The organism is Pelosinus fermentans JBW45 (genome assembly GCF_000271665.2).
Lineage (GTDB): Bacteria > Bacillota > Negativicutes > DSM-13327 > DSM-13327 > Pelosinus > Pelosinus baikalensis.
This window is the reverse complement of record NZ_CP010978.1, coordinates 4,797,675-4,813,752: the sequence shown is the minus strand read 5'-3', so window position 1 is coordinate 4,813,752 and position 16,078 is coordinate 4,797,675. Positions and strand designations below refer to the sequence as shown.

Below are 16,078 nucleotides of genomic sequence, written 5' to 3'. Positions count from 1 at the left end.
AAAGCTATTCTGAAAGCGGAAGTTATCGGTAGTGATTACAAAAGGTTGAGAGAGGTAAAGTGTTAGGTCTATGCATAGTCTTGACTGGATAAAAAGATTGTTATATACTTTTTAATACAACATACTATACCGGGGTATGGCATGATGAGAAAGAGGAGGTGAATAGAAATGGGTCAAACGGGTAAAATCGTAATAAAAATCGAGGGTATGTCTTGCGGACATTGTAAGGCAGCCGTCGAGAAGGCTCTTAAAGAGGTTGCAGGAGTTACGAGTGCTGCTGTTAATTTAGAGAAAAAAGAAGCGGTAGTGACTGGGTCTGCAGAGCTTACCGCCCTTCATCAAGCGATAGAAGAAGTAGGTTTTGATGTAGTTGCATAATGCTATTCATAACCTAGAGGGAAATACCCTATAAAGTAGACAAGGAGATGTCTACTTTATAGGGTATTTCTTTTGGAATGCAGAAAGGCTTAGGGGAAATTCTGCTCTTTCTATGGTATGATTATCTTAAATAAAGCACAAAGACTTGAAAAGTAAGAAGAGCAACATTCTGACTCGAAAAGACTCTGAACATTCAATTATTACGAATTTACATATGTAAAAGAAAAGATAGGAGTAATCATCTATGCATAGAATTGGCATCGTTGGCCCCGAGCGTACTGTGGAGCGAATTTTGGAGGTAGCTGCAGATTATAGTCAAGAAGTTGAATGTATACCTTTTCCTTACGACGATGAGATGGAAATACAAAGTATTTTGCATGAACATCGCAGTAAGGTGAAAGGCTGGCTTTTTTCTGGTCCCGTTCCCTATATCATTGCACAGGAGTATATAGAGTCTAATGATACGGTAGCTTATTGCCAAACAATGGGTGGAGGATTCTACCTCTGCTGTCTGCAAATGGCCTTTGCCCACAAAGTGGTTTTAGAACGTATTTCTGTTGATTTTATTGAATCCGAAGTAGATATAGAGCAGTTACTTCGTGCTACGGGAATACCATGGAGTGATGTTTTCATTAAGTATTACAGCCGCCAATATGACCCGGAAGAGATTATTCAGTTTCATCTTCAATTGTGGCGGGCGGGTAAAATTGATGGAGTGATAACGGCCTTGCGCAGTGTTATGAATGCATTGCAAAAAGAAGGCGTTCCAGTCTATCACTTTACATTAAGTGAGCAGGAAATTTATCAATCTCTCAAAATTATTATTGAGAAAGTGCAGTCATCTTATTTCAAGAATACTCAAGTAGGACTAGTGATTATTGAAGTTGGCAATTATGGGAAGATTATCGAAAGAGCGAAGACTCCCTATGATCTGCAGATCTTGGAGTTAAGGCTAAAGGCAATATTATTGCCTCTTTGTAAGAGTTTGGATGGCTATCTGTTGGATAAAGGAACGGGCGTATATGAAATTTTTAGCTCTCGCGGGGCGGTGCAGCGGGAAATAAATATGCTGCAAGATACAATTGAGCAATTAATATTGGCAGTAAACATCGATGTTCCTATCACCGCTGGCATTGGTTTTGGCGAAACAGTTTTTGCTGGTGAAATCAACGCTCATCGAGCACTTCGGAACACGAGAGAACAAAAAGGAGCACGCGTTGTAATTGTGCAGGATGATGGAAAAATGGTTGAGGTAGTTAAATATAATAAAGCATTAAGTTATGAATTTTATTCGAATGACACGGATTTGCTGAAAAAGCTAAATAAAGTGAGTGTGGGAATCAAGACGTACCGCAAAATTGAAAGCATTGTACAGCGTATGGGGTGGGGTTCTTTTTCAAATTCTCAAATGGCTGCTCAGATGTCAGTTACCGAGCGGAATGTTCGAAGGATTATAACAAGTCTCTGTGAAGCTGGATTAGTTGAGCAGGTTGGCGAGGAGTATGCAGCAGCAAGAGGGCGGCCAAACAAACTGTACCAAATAGCCTCGTATAAAAATGAAAAACATTGATTCGTCGAGAATACCATATGCTTTTTGCATGGTATTCTCTTATTTTCCATTTAGAACAATTGAAGACATACAAAGGTACTTGCTGTTTCTAATCATGCTGTTATATAATTATTTTAGGAAAAGTACCGTATATATTCCTTAAATAAAAGAGGTGATTTGCAAAAGAAAAAATATCATAAAAACAAATTTCTAAAAATAATTTGGGAGTGATGTAGTGGATATTTTGCGTAATTGGAAAATTCATCTTTTAGTACTTATTATTGTTGTTATGTCAGAGAACCTTGGAATTATAAAGTATGGTCTCATTATTTTGCTGCCGCTGTTGCATGCATTGGTACTTGGCGGCATCATCAGTTTTCCTAAATTTAAGATTCTATCAACAAAGCAAATGGAAGTGGCTGCTGGGATCTTGCCCATTGCTATGATGCTTTTAATCGTTAAAATTGGCTTGGATATTGGACCGAATTTATCCTTGTTGTTTCATTCGAAAGGAGCGCTGCTCCTTCAAGAAATCGGTCATTTTTTCGGCACGGTTATATTAGGCTTGCCAATTGCTGTATTTTTAAGGATGGGGAGAGAATCCATTGGCGCTACGTATTCTGTTGCGAGAGAACCCAATATTGCCATTATTGCAGAGAAGTACGGACTTGATTCGCCAGAAGGACGGGGTGTAATGGCCACGTATATCTGTGGAACGCTAGTTGGCGCAGTATGGCTGTCGATTTTAACAGGGGTTGTTGCCAAATTGGGAATTCTTCATCCCTATGCATTGGCTATGGGGTCAGGTGTAGGCAGCGGTAGCATGATGGCGGCTTCAGTTGGTTCCATTATTGCAGCCTATCCGGATATGGAACAACAAATTCGGGCCTATGCAGGGGCAGCGAACTTAATGTCTACTATCTTGGGCATTTATGTAAGTCTCTTTTTTTCTTTACCACTGGCGACCAAACTGTATAATTTTTTAAGCAAGTTTCAGAGCGATAAAGAGACTGCAAAGGAGAAGGTATAATGAATAAATTGCAGAATATGACCGTTGCCATGATACTATCAGGATTGCTTATGGCAGTTGGTAATGTCATTGGTTATCAAGTAGATTGGTATAGTTCCCTATTAGGTGTTCTTGTAATTATTGTGATTGGTCTTATTGGAATGGCTATCAGCCAAGTGCCTGGACTGAATAAATTGCCTATGGTTTTTTGGATTTCCATTGTTGCCATTATTATTTCTCTCCCAAGCTTTCCCGGCAGTGCATGGGTGATCCAAATAACAAAAAAGGTACAATTTTTAGCCGTTACTACTCCTATCTTGGCCTATGCCGGCTTATCATTGGGGAAAGATATTGAGTTATTTAAAAAGTTATCTTGGAAAATCGTACCGGTAACATTGGCTGTGATGACGGGGACTTTTTTATTTGCTGCGATTATTGCCCAATTTGTCCTAAAATGGGAAGGCGCGATTTAATATAAAAAAAATGGTGCTGGAGGTAGACGATGAAAAAGGAAGAATTAAAACAAAAGATTTGTCAGGCAATAGAAGCAAGTAAAGAACAAATCTTTGCGTTGGGAGAGTCTATCTATAAAGAACCAGAGCTAGGTTTTAAAGAAACGAAGACTGCTTCCAAGGTAGAAGAAATATTTCGTACATTAGGTGTATCTTATGAAAAAGGATTGGCACTTACTGGTGTCAAGGGACGTCTCAAAGGTAAAAAATCGAACCGTACGGTTGCTATACTAGGTGAGCTTGATGCTGTTACTTGCGCTGCCCATCCTGGCGCAGATCCGTTAAGTGGGGCTGCTCATTGCTGTGGTCATAACGTTCAGATTGCAATATTGATGGCTGTAGGCAGAGCCTTACTGGAAACAGGTGCCATGGAATACTTAGCTGGAGATGTAGTGCTTTTCGCTGTTCCGGCAGAAGAATATGTTGAGATTTCCTATCGCAATAAGCTTCGTGAAGAAGGTAAAATCACGTATCTTGGCGGTAAGCAGGAATTGATTCACCTGGGGGCTTTTGATGATATTGATATGGCCCTGCAGATTCATTTACTCACTAATACCCAGGTCGATAGTTTCATCCGTCTTGGCAGTACCAGTAATGGATTTATCGGCAAATTGGTTAAGTATCGAGGTAAAGCTGCTCATGCCGCAATGGCGCCTTCAGAAGGAATTAATGCTTTGAATGCAGCCATGTTAGGCATAATGGGAGTCAATGCCCAGCGGGAGACTTTTCGTGAAGAAGATTATGTGCGGTTTCATCCGATCATTACCCAAGGTGGTGATTTAGTCAACGTAATACCCGAAGATGTGCGCATGGAAAGTTATGTTCGTGCTGCCACTATGGAGGCACTGCAAGAAAGCAATGGAAAGATTGACCGTGCCTTGCGCGCCGGTGGGGATGCAGTAGGTGCTGAAGTTTCTATTCAAAGTTTACCCGGTTATTTGCCAATGTATAATAACCAGGATCTGAATCAAGTATTTAGAGGCAATGCGGAAGTGTTATACGGACAACCCCAGGTGATTGACGGGACGCATGAAGCTGGCAGCACCGACACCGGTGATCTTTCTCACATTATGCCGACGATACATCCTTGGCTTGCTTGTGTATCAGGTGCGTTGCATAGTAAGGAATATATTGTGACTGATGTTCACGCGGCTTATATAAAGTCCGCTCAGGCACTGGCGATGACGATTATTGACCTATTGTATGGCGATGGCGAAGCAGCAGAGAACATATTGCATGATTATAAACCATTGCTAACCAAAGAAAAATATGTGGAATTTTTAAATTCCTTTAACCAAGCGGATTAAAAAAGTTTGGCACAAGTCTGGCATAAAGAGATAATTTAAAATGGAACCTACAGAATGGACACTAATAAGAGTCTATTTCTATAGGTTCTTTTTTTATTTTAATTATATAAGATGGAAGACTTCTTGAATGATATATCAATAGCTGAGGAGTGTTCAAAAATATTGTATAAGCACCTATACCTTTTTGGGTTAATTTGTACGGATAAATAATAGAAGAACAAATCTAAATTCAAAGACCTTTCAACCATTGGATTTCATTTATTATTTTTTGCAGAAACAAAGGTGAAAGTCTAAAAATCGGCTTAGCACAGGAAAGAAATTCAACTGGTGGTTTCTTGATCGAATAACTCCTAACGTTGTTTAGGATGTCAGTTATACCAATTTAATTGCTATCCTGAGCGAACCCCAGGGAGCTGAAGGTAGTTCCAACATCCATAAGATAAGACGTCTGTACGTGTTTCGTAGATGATGTTGACTATGTGGCCCATGATGCTATTAGGTTCTAAACTCTAATCTTCAGAAAACAAAGGCGGCAAAAACAATGGCACAATTTCCAAATATTCAACAGCCAGTATATCCGTTTACCACCAAAATCAAAGACCCCTCGCTGCAATCTGAAATGGAAAACGGGCTGGTCATTTCCCGGGTCAAGTTTACCCGGTTACCCCAAATCTTTACTCTGAAATGGACGGCTCTGCCGGCGGCCGATTACGCGGCCTTGCGGGATTTTTACCGCAATACGGTTTATGGCGACGTGGGGACAAGTTTATTGTCCCAGGAGGAGGGGATATATACATGATAAATCATTCATGGGATGTATTTGATACTTTGATTGCTAGACGATGCATACATCCCTACGGTATTTTCCATATAGTAGAACAAGAGACTAGAATGACGGGATTCGCAAAAGCCCGTATTCAATCAGAACAATGTGTCGCAGCAAGAAAGTGTGAAACTTATACCATAGATGATATTTACGAAGAAATAATTAGCAGTTACAAAGTTGATCCTTCTATTGGAGCTAGGTTAAAGGAACTTGAAATAAATACAGAAATAGAACAAGCAATACCAATTGTCGAGAATATTAAAAAGGTGAAACCTGGTGATATCTTGATTTCAGATATGTATTTGCCAAAAGATGTTATAAAGCTAATGCTTCTTAAAGTTGGATTAAATGTACCATTTGAATTAATTGTTACAACTAATGGAAAAGCTAGTAGCCGAATATGGAATGACTTTATTTGCCAAGATATGCAGCTATCTCACACTGGAGATAACATAACTACTGATATTGCCGTTCCAGGGAAAATGGGTATTGATGTCGACTTAACAAATTTAGCTAGGTTAACACCTTCTGAAGATTATTTACTAACGCAAAATCAAATCGAATTTGCCCAATATTTGCGCAGTATTCGTCTGAAAAATAAATATTCTACAGAATTAGAAAAAAGTTATTGGCAACTTTTTTCATCAGGAAATTTGGGGATATTATTAATATACTTAAAACTGATTGAAGATTTTGTTCAATCGAAATCTTATGAATTTGTCGGTTTCTGTGGAAGAGATTGTTACACTTTAGTGGAAGTTAGCAATGCAGGAACATATACTCAGACTGAAGTACAAAGGATGGAAGGCAGAAGTAAGTACTTTGAGGGAATAGATAATTTTTTTGAAAAATTAAAAAGGGAAGCTGCATCTCAACGAGAATATAGTGAGAAGAGGCGACAAGAAAGGAACCAGCCATTTGGGGACTTCTTGGATTCTTTAGTAGTTATTCCAGGAGGCGCAGTCATCGGAGAAGGAGTTAGTATGCTTAGGTCGCTCAGGGGAATAGGTAAGATTTCTGAGGGGCTTGGTAATGCTAAATACTTAACCAGGATTGAAGGCAAAGTTAAGGGAATTAAAAAAGAGGATTTGGCAGAAGGGATAGCCAAATCTTTTACAGATGGAAACTACAGAACAGTTGTAACTAATGAAAATGTTACTTTATACCGTACGTTTGGTGGCAGAGCTGATGCGGGTGGGCTTTTGCGACAACATTGCGAACAAGCAATAGAATACAAGCAAAAATTGATGCTGCATTGTTGCCAGTATGGGGAAATACAAGAATGTATGAAGCTGTGATTATAATACCTAAAGGACAAATATTGAATATAGGTAAGGTAGCTGAACAATACACCAAATCTGGAGCTAAATTGGAAGGACAAGTAGATCAAGTACTATTACCCAAGAATTGGTCATTAGAATGGATAAAGGAGATACATGTTATACCATCTAACTAGGAGGATATTATGAGTAATAAGGATGAATTAAAAAAGCAAGTAAAAGAAGTTATTAAGTACCTTGAAGAAAAATATAAAATAAATGAGGAGAAGGGCGTGTTAGAATTAATACACAAACGATATATTAATGCTCTCAATTTACTCGAATGTAATGAAGCTAATAAGGATAATCTATATATATTAGGTGGAGTAAGAGCATATCTGGATAGTTATAGTGATTATGATAATCCATTATTGAGTGAAATGGGCAAAGCAGAAGAATTAGTGCAAGAATTATTTTATTAAACCATATATACTTATTAACAATTGGTGGCAGCATCTCACGAGATGCTGTCATTTCCATTATGTTTTTAAAAAACTTTGGATTTAAAAGGGATGTTTTGCGCAACATTAAGTAGCTGTTGCTCATTTGGCGCATATGCAAAATTGGTTTTTAATATCAATATTAATCTAAAAAAATAAAGGAGGAAAAAACAATGGCACAATTTCCAAATATCCAACAACCGGTATACCCATTTACCACCAAAATTAAAGATCCTTCATTACAGTCCGAAATGGAAAACGGGCTGGTCATTTCTCGGGCTAAGTTCACTCGGGTGCCGCAGAACTTTACTCTCAAATGGACGGCTTGCCGGCCGGCGATTACGCGATCTTGCGCGATTTTTACCGCAGTACGGTTTACGGCGGCAGTTTGGCCTTTGACTGGTATTATCCAACCGTTGTCAATGACTCATATTCCGGCAAGCTGTTTTCCGTTCGGTTCAAAGGTGAAGACATTAGTTTCGATTTAGCGGCGCCGGGTTACTATTCCGGTAGCATAACAATCCAGGAGGTGTAATATGCTGAATTTATCAGTTGCCGGTATGCTTGAGAAAAGTCAGCTTTCTAGTGACGGTGTGTGGCTTTTACTGGTGGAGGTTGCCATCCCGGATTCTGATGAACCTATGCGACTGGTGCGCAATAACGAGGACATCATCTGGAATGGTTATACGTGGACCGCGTTTAATTTTAAACTCGGCGACATCACAGAGGATAACAAAGGTAGACCGCAGTCCGTACCACTGCAGATTTCGAATATTACGCAAACTGTCCAGGCTTATGTAGAGGATAACAACGGCCTGACCGGTACGATGGTAATACTGCGGGTAGTTCATTCCCAGCATTTGAGCAGTACTTCGCCCGAGCTAGAAGAAATCTTTACCGTGCAATCGACGACCTGTGACAGCAAATGGATTACTTTTTACCTTGGCTGCGAAATATCCATTCAACGTCGGTTCCCTTCTAGACGGGTGTTGAAGAGTTTTTGCGCCTGGCGCGATCAGTACAAGGGAATCGAGTGCGGATATAATGGGTCCTTGGCGGAGTGTGACGGCACGCTGCAATCCTGCCGCAACCGAGGCAATTCGGTCCGCTACGGCGGCGAACCCATTATCCCGGAAGGAGGGTTGTACGCCTAGTATGAATACGATGAATATAACATTTACTGATCTTATTGGTTTGCCGTTTGTCGACGGCGGGCGGGACCCAACCACTGGCTTGGACTGCTGGGGACTATCTACGGAAATCTTTCGGCGTTACGGGGTGGAACTGCCCGACTATAAAATATCTTGTGAAGAAGCTAGTTTGATTCACAGTGAAGTAAATGAGCAAAAGCAATTTTGGCGCAGGTGTGAAGGAGAAATCCCCATTCCTGCGCTTGTTGTTATCCGCTTTGCTGTGTACTGCGACCATACAGGGGTCTACATTGGCAACGGCCGGTTTATCCATACACGCAAGGGAGTTGGTGTCAACATTGACCGTGTCGACAGCCTCGCCTGGGCGAAACGTATTGAAGGATTTTATGTACCGGAGGTGATGGCATTATTACAATAACGATTCTGAAAAATCTGTTCAACCACAGTGACAAAGAAGTCCATGCCCAAGAATATATTCCCGGCAGAACGGCGTATGAATATATTCAGCCTTACATTATGGGGCTGGAAGACTATATTGTCAGCATAAACGGCAATGTTGTGGAAGATGCGAAAGCGCAGCTGGTAAATAGTGATGACTGGCTGGCCGTTTGTCCGGTTGTCGGCAAAAGCGGTCGGGGCTGGTTTAGAATTATTGGGACATTAGCATTGGGATACTTTACTGGTAGTTTAGCTAAAACTTGGGGAACCACTTGGGGTTCTACATTTGGAGGTGCTTCTGGTTTCTGGGCCAATATGGCTGCCGGCGCTGTCAACATGATTGGCGGGAATCTCATCAATCACTGGTTCCCGCCAATCAAAGCAGACCGCGCGGCCGAAGTCAATCCATCCTATAATTGGGGCAACGCCCAGTCCCAGACCGGTCAGGGCAATGCCTTGGCCGTTACGTATGGCACCATGCGAACAGCCGGTCAGGTACTTGCCCAGCATGTGTCTAGTGATAATGAAGACCAGTATCTGAATATCCTGCTGTGTGGCGGCGAAGGGCCAATTGACAGTATCAGCGATATCCGTATTAACGACAATCCCATTTCTTATTACAGAAAAGTAACTGCCGAGCCCCTGTTAGGAACCAATGATCAAAAGGCGATTTCTAATTTTAATGATACCTATGACGATCAGTCCTTAGCCTATGAATTGAACAAAGACGGGACCTGGGCCACGCAGCAAACCGAGGGAAGCGCAGTGGAAGGACTGGAAGTCACGCTGCAGTTTCCTTATGGTCTATACTATGCTAAAGATGACGGCAGCCTAGGAGATGCTTCTGTTACTGTAAAGATTGAGTACCAAAAAGTCGGTAGTGAAAACTGGGCCTATTTTGCCACTGCTACAATTAATGCGCACCAAAATACGGCTTTCTTCCGTACTTACCGCCTGGATAACCTTACCGCCGCCCAATATGAAGTAAGAGTCCAATGCACAGATAAGAGCGGTATTAGTACTCGGTACTCCACCCGCGTGTATTGGACGCAATTATCAAGCATCATGTATGACGACTTTGCTCGTCCTGGCAAGGTGCTTATCGGCATCAAGGCACTGGCAACCAGCCAGTTGAGCGGAGGTGTGCCAATTATAACTTGGCTGCAGACTCGTGAGAAGGTTTGGGTATGGAATGCTGAAACAAGTAAATATGAGCAAAAATCAGCTACGAATCCGGCCTGGGCAGCCTATGATATGATTCACCGCTGCCGGCAGATCAAAAATATCCACACCGACAACTACGAGTTTGTTGTTCAAGGTGTTCAGACGTCGCGGGCGGTGTATCAGGATTTCGTCAGATGGGCTGATTTTTGCGAAGATCGGAACTTGACCTTCAATTATATCTTCGATACGGCGAACGTCCTTTGGACGTTGCTGCAGAAACCGGAAGGTGTTGGCCGGGGCAAGGTAATCATGCGGGGCACCAAGTTCGGCTGTGTCTGCGATGCGCCCGGTGATCCGGTGCAGCTGTTCACGGTCGGTAATATCCTTACCGATAAATTCAAGGAAACCTTCGTCAGCCTGAAGGATAGGGCTAACGCTATAGAAGTTTCCTTCCCTAACAAAGACAAAGCCTACGAGAAGGACGTCATCACGGCTTATGCCGACGATTATGATGAGTCCACGGAACCTAACATCACCCAGATTACCTTGGATGGCGTTACCACCGTCGAACAGGCGTACCGGGAAGCCAAATATCGGCTGCGGCTCAATCAATACCTGGTGAGGACAGTGGAACATAGCGCGGATATTGATGCAATCGCCTGTCAAATTAACGACGTGGTTCTTCTGGTCCATGATGTGCCTCAGTGGGGATTTTCTGGACGGCTGCTAGCTGCAACGGCCACGACGGTGCAACTGGACCGCGAGGTAACGCTGGAACCCTATAAATCCAATGTCGTGGCGATTCAGATTACCAATTTGGCGGCAACGACATGCCAAGATGTCCAAAGTATTGTAACTGTCGGCGTGCAGGGTGTAAGGTCGGAAACCATCACCGATACTATCACTCTTACTAATGCGATGCCTACAGTTCCTCTAAAATGGGATCTCTACAGCTTTGGTGAAACGAACAAGTGATACGGTTTATGAAAAATATAAATCCATTAAAAGAATGTACACCTATAGAGAAAAAAGTAGTATTTTCAATATTTACAGATCAAAGATTATTTTCTATGTGTGCAAAAAAAGTAGGTATAGAAATAAAACCATTTATGGAATTGAAAAATGCTAGAAGACAAACGAGATTTTCACATATATGGACATATAAAGATGTGTTAAGGGACAATCCTGTTGTAAGAAAAGATTTTTGCATTAAGTTTTTAAATCGTATAATAACAGAGTTTCCAGAATATGAAGCTATGATATATAACATCGAAATGTTTCATAAATATTTAAAGAATAATAATACCTATGCAAAGTAAAATGACATTCCATATAATGCTAAAAATATTACAATCGAGGTTTTTATATGAATCATCAATAATAAAGACTTTGGCACGTTCTTTTTATGAGTCAGCGCAGAAACAGTTTGAATGGTTTCACTGCTCAGACTACTGAAAAATCCTTGTCCTTATGGACTATCAAGCAAGCGACCCTAATTTCTGTGATGAAAAATGATTTGGAATACAGATGTTATCAGTAGTCATGGCATGCAGGACGGATTGAGAAAGATCTCATGACTCAACTTTACGCGGATACTATTAAGGTATCCGTCTTTTTTTATTGTGTAAACGAATACCATATGCTGTGCATGTGGTATTCGTTTACACAATAAAAAGGCTGCTAGAATTAATCGAATCTCCCAGCTTTCAGATTTCAGATCAGCATTAGACAGTACAGTATTAAGCGCTTAGATACAACTTTATTTTTAAAAATAGTAACATGAGGTAAAATTCTAAAGTATGAAGATGTTCTAAAATAGCGTCTGGGTTTCAAGCTGAAGTAAAGCTTTCTTTTTATCAATGCCTCCCGCATATCCAGTCAGGCTTTTGTTGGATCCGATGACTCTATGGCATGGAATAAGTATGGAAATAGGATTATGCCCAACAGCGCCACCTACTGCTTGCGCAGACATAGAAGGTAGTCCCCGCATAATGGCAAGCTTCTTGGCAATTTCACCGTAGGTAGTAACTTGTCCGAAGGGGATCTTTAAAAGGATCTCCCAAACCGCTTTTTGAAAAGGAGTTCCTTGAGGTTCAATCTTAAGGTCAGGCATGGAATTTTTACCTGAAAAATACTCTCCTAGCCAAAGTCGCAGTGTCTCAAAAACAGCATAGTTGCACTCATCCATCCATGTACCAGTCTTGGATGGATAGTACTTTTGTCCAATAAACCATAAACCGGTGAGCGCTCCATTTTCAGCGGACGCTGTCATCGCGCCTAATGCAGTATCAATTGTGCAAGTATAAATCATATTTTTAGCAGCTCCTTCTTAATGGTGCGTAGATATACTTTCGAAATGGGTGGTTGATCTGTTGGGATTGATTCTGTTAGTTGCGGTAAAAACATAAATAAATTATAGATTGCTATTCTTCCTATTTCAAGTATTACTTATTTTGACTTGATAGCAAGTTTCAGGTTAGTATAAGAGTAATAGAAAATTCTGCGCGCTGTTTGTTGAAAGATTTTTGATTGATGGTTAATTACTGGATTTAAAAGTGAGGTAGTCAATTGTGGAGGCAAGGATTTTATTTGTAGCGCCATTTGCGGATTTAGCAAAGTTGGCAGAGGAAGTGGTAGCGGAACGGTTTGCTGATTCATCACATCTCATTAAGGTAGTCAAGGGAGATCTGCAAGAATGCATTGCTATTGTTAAGCAGGCGGTGGAAGATGGTGTTGAAGTAATTGTTAGCCGTGGTGGTACGGCTAACTTGATTAAAAAAAATGTAAATATACCTACTGTGCATATCCAAGTCACTGTAATGGATGTGCTGCGTGCATTAAGGCAAAGCACTGAGTATCCTGAGAAAATTGGTATTGCAGGGTTTGAAAATGTGATTTATGGCTGTGAGGATTTAGCAACGCTCCTTGGCATTACTTTTGTAGAAATTGCTTTAAAAAATGAAGATGAGGCTCCGGAAAAGATTGCTGCTGCAGTAAAAAATGGCGTAGAGCTCATCGTTGGTGATGCGATATCAACGAAAATAGCGGCACGTATTGGTGTACAGGGAGCATTGATTCAGTCTGGCAAAGAAGCGATTTATAAAGCCATCAATGAAGCAGCATTAATTGCACATATCCGGCGTGAAGAACAAGAGAAAGCAGAGTTATTAGGCACTGTGATTGATACGTCAGCAGAAGGTATTATTGCAACGGATACCAATGATCGAATTACTATTTTTAACCCAATGGCGGAAAAAATTTTCCAAGTATCCCATTTGGAGGCTATCGGCAATCAGCTGCAAACCGTCATTCCCCAATTCTCGCTGGCAGGAAATGATGATTCCAGCGAGAAAATGGCTGATGTACAACGCATTGGTGATAAGACATTGACGATTAAATATAATCAAATCAAGGTGAAAGGTGAAATCATTGGCAGCATTTATAACTTCCAAAATGTATCACAATTGCAGCAGTTAGAACAGAATGTTCGTAAAAAGCTACATGCCAAAGGTTTGGTGGCCCGAATAAAAATGGCTGATATTGTTGGATTATCATCAGCTTGTAATGCATTAAAACGTAAGGCCGCGAAATATGCATTGACGCAATCAACCATTTTAATTACCGGAGAGTCTGGTACAGGCAAGGAAATGCTAGTGCAAAGTATCCACAATGTGAGTACCCGAGCTGAGGGGCCTTTTGTGGCTGTAAATTGTGCAGCATTGCCTGAAAATTTATTGGAAAGTGAATTGTTTGGTTACGCGGAAGGGGCCTTTACCGGAGCTAAAAAAGGTGGCAGGCAAGGATTATTTGAACTGGCCCATGGCGGAACCCTTTTCTTAGATGAAATTGGTGAAATGCCTTTATCCCTCCAATCAAGATTACTGCGTGTATTACAGGAAAAAGCAGTGATGCATTTAGGGGGCGATACCGTTATTCCGGTAGATGTACGTATTGTTGCTGCAACCAATCAAAATTTAGCAAAACTAATCGAAGAAAAGAATTTTCGGCAAGATCTTTATTACCGGCTTAATATACTGCGTATTCATATGCCGACGTTGCGTGAAAGAATAGAAGATATCCCGCTGCTTGCAAAAGAAATGATCAAAAAAATGAAACATATCAATGGGAAGGTTACGGGGATTCATTTGGAAGCCAGAGAGTATTTAAAGCAGCGCAGCTGGCCGGGGAATATTAGACAACTGGCAAATACGATAGAGCGAGCTATGCTCTTAAGCAGCGGACCAATTATTAGCAAACAGGATATGATTGAAGCCTATGATGAAGAAGGCGAATCAGTAGGAGAAGGAAGCCGCGAAAAAGGCGAGATGAAAGATAGTTTGGCTATGGTGGAACATGAGATCTTACTGCGTGTGCTGGGGGAAGAAGAATATAATTATAATCGGGCAGCAGCCAGGCTTGGGATTCATCGAACTACCTTATGGCGAAAATTAAATGCCAAAGCAGCAAAAAAATAATTCGTGCATATTGCACTAAAAACGTTGCAGAAATGCAACGTATTTTTTATGTTGCAGAAATAAATCCAGTATTATCAAGGAAAATCATGTTGGCACGAAGTTTGCAATACATAGCAGCGAGGTGCAATAGAGAGAAGGTGATAGAGATGATAAAACTAGCGGTTATTGCAGATGACATAACGGGTGCAAATGATACAGCAGTACAATTTTCTAAACGTAATATAAGCAGTTGTGTAAGAATTGATTTTGATCAAGAAAAAATACTGAAAGAAACTGCTGATGTGATTGTTATAGATACTGATAGTAGAGATATTGTACCATCGGCGGCTTATGACCGGGTAAAATCAGTTTGCGAAGTTTTGCAGGATAGTGGTGTAAAAAACATCTACAAAAAAATTGATTCCACCCTGAGGGGAAATCTGGGTGCTGAAATAGAAGCGACGGCAACGGTCTTTCAACCAGAGATAGTTGTGATTGCCCCTGCGTTTCCCAGTAATAAAAGGGTAACTGTAGGTGGATATCATTTGCTAGACCAGATTCCAATCGAATTAACTGAAATTGCTCATGCGCCGAAGAGTCCAGTAGATGAATCGCGGATTGTGGAATTATTACATAAACAAACCGATAGTAAGATTGGCTTAATTTCACTCCATGTTGTCATGAAAGGATTAGAAGCAGTAAAACAAGCCATTAAGCAATGTCTGGAATGTGGTGAAAAATGGATCGTTTTTGATGCAGTATTGGATGAACATTTAGAACGTATTGTCAAAGCAACACAAGACTATCATAAGGTTTTGTGGGTAGGTTCGGCAGGCTTGGCAGAACAATTACCAGATTTTTATCAATGGTCCGCTGAGCAAAAAAACATAGGGATTGCAGCAAAAGGACCTGTGCTGGTGATTGCCGGCAGTGTGAGTAAGGTCACCCAAGCACAGATTAGTACAGCGCTGAATTTACCGAATATTGAACTAGTAAAAATGAATGTAGCCAACCTTATCCAGGATAAAGAACTAGAAATAAGGCAATGCACAATACAAGCGAAAAAACAATTGGAGCAGGGTAAAGACATAGTAATTGCCAGCGCGGTTGATGACTGTGATGTTCTTGCCGCTGTAGCAGCGGGAAAAATTTGCGGACTTAGCAGTACCGAAGTGAGTGAGCAAACGGCGGTTGCTTTAGGTGATATTGCCATACAGTTAACAGATTATCAATTGGCTGGGATGGTTCTTACTGGCGGTGATACAGCCATTCATGTTTGCCGTTCCTTAGGGGCTGAGGCTATTGAAATACTGGAGGAAGTTGCTGTTGGTATTCCTCTAGGTCGATTGGTCGGCGGTTGTTGCAATGGCTTACAGGTGGTAACAAAAGCGGGTGCCTTTGGTCAGGAAGATGCATTTGTTCTATCCATACAGGCAATGCGAAAAGTGGATGAAAAACTAAACTGTATTTAATCCTATATGGATTTGAAAATGAGCTGAGTTCTTAGATAAATATACAAGATAGGAGGAAT

Annotated in this window: 16 protein-coding genes; 15 read left to right on the top strand and 1 reads right to left on the bottom strand. The window is 41.0% G+C overall.

What is annotated here, in order from left to right; all coding sequences use genetic code 11:
* Positions 1-168: 168 nt before the first annotated feature.
* From JBW_RS21355 to JBW_RS21290, 13 genes are all read left to right on the top strand, one after another.
* Entirely contained in the window at positions 169-378 is a 210-nt protein-coding gene (locus JBW_RS21355; RefSeq protein ID WP_007960120.1) for a CopZ family metallochaperone, read from the top strand.
* 244 nt (positions 379-622) lie between these two features.
* A complete protein-coding gene (locus tag JBW_RS21350; protein WP_007960122.1) occupies positions 623-1,948 on the top strand; it encodes a hypothetical protein in 1,326 nt (441 codons plus the stop codon).
* A 214-nt stretch (positions 1,949-2,162) separates the two neighbouring features.
* On the top strand, positions 2,163-2,957 hold the full coding sequence (locus tag JBW_RS21345) for a DUF3100 domain-containing protein (protein WP_007960123.1): 795 nt from the start codon (positions 2,163-2,165) through the stop codon (positions 2,955-2,957).
* The gene (locus tag JBW_RS21340; protein ID WP_007960124.1) at positions 2,957-3,409 is read left to right on the top strand and encodes a hypothetical protein; all 453 of its coding nucleotides are present in this window, start codon (positions 2,957-2,959) and stop codon (positions 3,407-3,409) included. Before JBW_RS21345 ends, JBW_RS21340 begins: the two co-directional genes overlap by 1 nt.
* A gap of 29 nt (positions 3,410-3,438) precedes the next feature.
* On the top strand, positions 3,439-4,755 hold the full coding sequence (locus JBW_RS21335; RefSeq protein WP_007960126.1) for an amidohydrolase: 1,317 nt from the start codon (positions 3,439-3,441) through the stop codon (positions 4,753-4,755).
* Positions 4,756-5,296: 541 nt separating this feature from the next.
* Complete coding sequence (locus JBW_RS21330; protein ID WP_007960128.1) at positions 5,297-5,554, top strand: hypothetical protein; 258 nt, start codon at positions 5,297-5,299, stop codon at positions 5,552-5,554.
* The gene (locus JBW_RS21325; protein WP_007960130.1) at positions 5,551-6,879 is read left to right on the top strand and encodes a hypothetical protein; all 1,329 of its coding nucleotides are present in this window, start codon (positions 5,551-5,553) and stop codon (positions 6,877-6,879) included. Before JBW_RS21330 ends, JBW_RS21325 begins: the two co-directional genes overlap by 4 nt.
* A 167-nt stretch (positions 6,880-7,046) precedes the next feature.
* Positions 7,047-7,322: a hypothetical protein gene (locus JBW_RS21315; RefSeq protein ID WP_007960134.1), complete on the top strand. Its 276-nt coding sequence runs from the start codon at positions 7,047-7,049 to the stop codon at positions 7,320-7,322.
* A 191-nt stretch (positions 7,323-7,513) separates the two neighbouring features.
* On the top strand, positions 7,514-7,828 hold the full coding sequence (locus JBW_RS21310; RefSeq protein ID WP_007960135.1) for a hypothetical protein: 315 nt from the start codon (positions 7,514-7,516) through the stop codon (positions 7,826-7,828).
* A 48-nt stretch (positions 7,829-7,876) separates the two neighbouring features.
* Positions 7,877-8,494, top strand: coding sequence for a DUF1833 family protein (locus tag JBW_RS21305; RefSeq protein WP_007960136.1), 618 nt, complete (start codon positions 7,877-7,879; stop codon positions 8,492-8,494).
* Between the two features lies 1 nt (position 8,495).
* Positions 8,496-8,909, top strand: coding sequence for a C40 family peptidase (locus tag JBW_RS21300; RefSeq protein ID WP_007960137.1), 414 nt, complete (start codon positions 8,496-8,498; stop codon positions 8,907-8,909).
* Positions 8,910-9,007: 98 nt separating this feature from the next.
* The gene (locus JBW_RS21295; protein ID WP_007960138.1) at positions 9,008-11,068 is read left to right on the top strand and encodes a host specificity factor TipJ family phage tail protein; all 2,061 of its coding nucleotides are present in this window, start codon (positions 9,008-9,010) and stop codon (positions 11,066-11,068) included.
* An 8-nt stretch (positions 11,069-11,076) separates the two neighbouring features.
* On the top strand, positions 11,077-11,412 hold the full coding sequence (locus JBW_RS21290) for a hypothetical protein (protein WP_052697342.1): 336 nt from the start codon (positions 11,077-11,079) through the stop codon (positions 11,410-11,412).
* 491 nt (positions 11,413-11,903) lie between these two features.
* Here the strand turns inward: JBW_RS21290 and JBW_RS21285 are convergent, their stop codons facing one another.
* A complete protein-coding gene (locus JBW_RS21285) occupies positions 11,904-12,404 on the bottom strand; it encodes a methylated-DNA--[protein]-cysteine S-methyltransferase (protein WP_007960141.1) in 501 nt (166 codons plus the stop codon).
* Positions 12,405-12,663: 259 nt separating this feature from the next.
* On the opposite strand from JBW_RS21285, the gene JBW_RS21280 reads away from it, so the two are divergent.
* Entirely contained in the window at positions 12,664-14,568 is a 1,905-nt protein-coding gene (locus tag JBW_RS21280; protein ID WP_007960142.1) for a sigma-54-dependent Fis family transcriptional regulator, read from the top strand.
* The gene (locus tag JBW_RS21275; RefSeq protein WP_235334090.1) at positions 14,532-16,019 is read left to right on the top strand and encodes a four-carbon acid sugar kinase family protein; all 1,488 of its coding nucleotides are present in this window, start codon (positions 14,532-14,534) and stop codon (positions 16,017-16,019) included. Before JBW_RS21280 ends, JBW_RS21275 begins: the two co-directional genes overlap by 37 nt.
* Positions 16,020-16,078 lie beyond the last annotated feature (59 nt).

Bases quoted from the DNA above. Each gene is read 5' to 3' on its own strand.
- JBW_RS21315 (WP_007960134.1), top strand. From the start codon at position 7,047: ATGAGTAATAAGGATGAATTAAAAAAGCAAGTAAAAGAAGTTATTAAG.
- JBW_RS21290 (WP_052697342.1), top strand. From the start codon at position 11,077: ATGAAAAATATAAATCCATTAAAAGAATGTACACCTATAGAGAAAAAA.
- JBW_RS21300 (WP_007960137.1), top strand. From the start codon at position 8,496: ATGAATACGATGAATATAACATTTACTGATCTTATTGGTTTGCCGTTT.
- JBW_RS21325 (WP_007960130.1), top strand. From the start codon at position 5,551: ATGATAAATCATTCATGGGATGTATTTGATACTTTGATTGCTAGACGA.
- JBW_RS21335 (WP_007960126.1), top strand. From the start codon at position 3,439: ATGAAAAAGGAAGAATTAAAACAAAAGATTTGTCAGGCAATAGAAGCA.
- JBW_RS21305 (WP_007960136.1), top strand. From the start codon at position 7,877: ATGCTGAATTTATCAGTTGCCGGTATGCTTGAGAAAAGTCAGCTTTCT.
- JBW_RS21295 (WP_007960138.1), top strand. From the start codon at position 9,008: ATGGGGCTGGAAGACTATATTGTCAGCATAAACGGCAATGTTGTGGAA.
- JBW_RS21350 (WP_007960122.1), top strand. From the start codon at position 623: ATGCATAGAATTGGCATCGTTGGCCCCGAGCGTACTGTGGAGCGAATT.
- JBW_RS21340 (WP_007960124.1), top strand. From the start codon at position 2,957: ATGAATAAATTGCAGAATATGACCGTTGCCATGATACTATCAGGATTG.
- JBW_RS21285 (WP_007960141.1), bottom strand. From the start codon at position 12,404: ATGATTTATACTTGCACAATTGATACTGCATTAGGCGCGATGACAGCG.
- JBW_RS21310 (WP_007960135.1), top strand. From the start codon at position 7,514: ATGGCACAATTTCCAAATATCCAACAACCGGTATACCCATTTACCACC.
- JBW_RS21355 (WP_007960120.1), top strand. From the start codon at position 169: ATGGGTCAAACGGGTAAAATCGTAATAAAAATCGAGGGTATGTCTTGC.
- JBW_RS21330 (WP_007960128.1), top strand. From the start codon at position 5,297: ATGGCACAATTTCCAAATATTCAACAGCCAGTATATCCGTTTACCACC.
- JBW_RS21275 (WP_235334090.1), top strand. From the start codon at position 14,532: ATGGCGAAAATTAAATGCCAAAGCAGCAAAAAAATAATTCGTGCATAT.